Source organism: uncultured Oscillibacter sp. (genome assembly GCF_910587525.1).
Taxonomy (GTDB): Bacteria; Bacillota; Clostridia; order Oscillospirales; family Oscillospiraceae; genus Oscillibacter.
In genome coordinates this window covers 1-2,481 of the sequence record NZ_CAJULS010000224.1, presented here as the reverse complement: position 1 = coordinate 2,481, position 2,481 = coordinate 1, and the positions used below count along the sequence as shown (strand labels likewise).

Genomic DNA, 2,481 nt, shown 5'->3' with positions numbered 1-2,481 from the left:
CGGCGACCACCGAGATCTACACTCTTTCCCTACACGACGCTCTTCCCGATCTCCTCTTCCGGGGCGGAGGTTGACAGAAAATTCCTGTCATGATATACTTTTTCAAAAATGCTGCAGAGTTCCAAGCGGCGAGAGGAGGGCCCATGGGCGGAAAGGTGAAGAAGCGCATTGCGATCCTGATTGCCTGCGCAGTGCTGGCGGCGGGAATGATGGCGGTGGCCGCCTCGCTGGATATGCCCAGTGAGACGATCATGCGATGGTTTGGCGCCTCGTATGAGTCTCTGTCCACCATGATCCTCTATGTGATTTTCTGCGGCGCCTTGGGCTTTCCGGTGCAGATTCTGGTCAAGGCGCTGCCCCGGGCGCTTTTGATGCTCCACCGGATCTCCATGCGGCGGGCGAAAGTGCTGCTGGTGGTGCTGGATACGGCGGCGCTCTTCCTCACTATGCTGCTGGTGGACTGGCTGATGAGTACCGTGCTGGTGGGGTATGTGATCCTGCTCCTGGTCGCTCTGGTGATGGCGGTCCTCTCTATGGATGATTTGGAGGGCTGGGAGAGCAGATGAAAAAAGCGGAAGGCGCATAGCGCTTTCCGCTTTTCTTAAAAGTATACTGCTGATAGAAATAGGAGGGGAAGTGGCTGCTGTGAAACGCTGCTTTGTTTTTGCCGCTGGTACATTTTATGGCCTGCGGGAGCGTCCGGGCGGGCCCGGCGATCTTGTCATCGCCGCCGATGCCGGCTATGAGATCTGCCTCCGGGAGAGAATCGTTCCAGACCTGCTGCTGGGGGACTTCGACTCCATGGAGCCCCCGGTGGATTTTACCCGCGTCCGCCGCCTGCCGGTGGAGAAGGACGACACTGACACCCTAGCCGCCATCCGGGTTGGACTGGAGGCGGGCTGTACGGACTTTTGGATCTACGGCGGCACTGGCGGCAGACGGCTGGACCACACCCTGGCAAACATCCAGTCCCTGCTGTTCCTCCGCAGAAAGGGGGCCAGGGGCTGGCTGTACGGCGACGATTTTCTCTGGACTGTGATCGAAAACGAGGCCCTGGATATTCCCAAGACGGTGGAGTGGGGCCTGTTCTCTGTCTTCTGCCTGGGAGACCGGGCGGAGGGGGTGGACGAGACCGGCTTTCAGTATCCCCTGGAAAACGCTGTGCTGACGCCGGACTTTCCCGTGGGGGTCAGCAACCACATTCTGGAGCCCATGGCCCGGGTTTCCGTTCGGAGGGGCGCACTGGCGGTGGGCTGGGAGCTGCCTCCGTTGGACTAAAAATAGAATAACGAATTGACAAAAGTGTGGTTGCGCATTGCCTGGATTTCAGGTATAATATACAAGAATGGAAAGGTCGACCTTTCTGAAAATTACACATGACCGTGGGACCGAGGGCGGGCACGGGAACAAGGAGTCTTTTATGGCAACGTTTCGCGTAAATGGCAAGACTGTGACTGTGGAAAAGAACCAGAAGCTGCTGCGGTACCTGCGGGACACTCTGGGCCTGACCTCTGTGAAGGACGGGTGCAGCGAGGGCGCCTGCGGCACCTGCACCGTCCTCATTGACGGCAAGCCCACCAAGGCCTGTATTCCCCAGACAGACAAGCTGGAGGGGAAGGAGGTCCTCACCGTGGAGGGCCTCAGCGGGTTTGAGCGGCAGGTCTATACATATGCCTTCGGCCACGCCGGGGCGGTTCAGTGCGGCTTCTGCATTCCGGGGATGGTGGTCTCCGCAAAGGCCCTGCTTGACAAGAACCAAAACCCCACCCGGGAGGAGGCGGCCTTCGCCATCCGCAACAACATCTGCCGCTGCACCGGGTATGTGAAGATCATCGACGCTATTTTGCTGGCGGCGGAGCTGTTTCGGGCCGGGGAGGTTCCCCAGGCCGTAGAGGACTGGTCCCTGGGCGCCCGGGTCCCCCGGATCGACGTGGAGGAGAAGGTTACCGGCACGGGCATCTACCCCGACGACATCTATATGGACGGCATGATCTACGGCAGCGCCGTCCGCAGCGAATATCCCCGGGCGCGGGTGCTGGCGATCCATACCGGGGAGGCCAAGGCCCTGCCCGGCGTGGTGGGGGTGTTCACCGCCGCGGACGTGCCGGGCAGCAACAAGGTGGGACATTTAAAACAGGACTGGGACACCATGATCGCCGTGGGGGACATCACCCACTACCTGGGGGACGCCATCTGCCTGGTGGCGGCGGAGACGCCGGAGATCCTGGCTCAGGCCAAGGCCCTGGTAAAGGTGGATTACGAAGAGCTGCCCTGTGTCCGCAGTCCCCGGGAGGCCATGCTGCCGGACGCACCCCTGGTCCACCGGGAGGGGAACCTGCTGAGCCATAAGCACATCCAGCGGGGCAATCCGGCGGAGGCCATCGCCAAGAGTAAATACATGCTGACCCAGCGGTTTTATACACCGTGGACGGAGCACGCCTTCCTGGAGCCGGAGTGCGCCGTGGCCTATCCCGACGGGGA

Annotated in this window: 3 protein-coding genes; all 3 read left to right on the top strand. The window is 60.9% G+C overall.

From position 1 onward, the window contains the following. Positions 1-143: 143 nt before the first annotated feature. Positions 144-566, top strand: a complete 423-nt coding sequence (locus QZ326_RS12805; protein WP_295745931.1) for a YrvL family regulatory protein — start codon at positions 144-146, stop codon at positions 564-566. Between the two features lie 79 nt (positions 567-645). Further along, positions 646-1,278 carry a thiamine diphosphokinase gene (locus QZ326_RS12800; protein WP_295745928.1) on the top strand — a complete coding sequence of 211 codons (633 nt, stop codon included), beginning with the start codon at positions 646-648 and terminating at the stop codon, positions 1,276-1,278. A 142-nt stretch (positions 1,279-1,420) separates the two neighbouring features. Continuing rightward, positions 1,421-2,481, top strand: a 1,061-nt coding sequence (locus QZ326_RS12795) for a 2Fe-2S iron-sulfur cluster-binding protein (RefSeq protein ID WP_295745926.1), incomplete at its 3' end; no start/stop codon positions are given.

Coding starts and splice junctions, on each gene's coding strand:
- QZ326_RS12805 (WP_295745931.1), top strand. CDS start 144: ATGGGCGGAAAGGTGAAGAAGCGCATTGCGATCCTGATTGCCTGCGCA.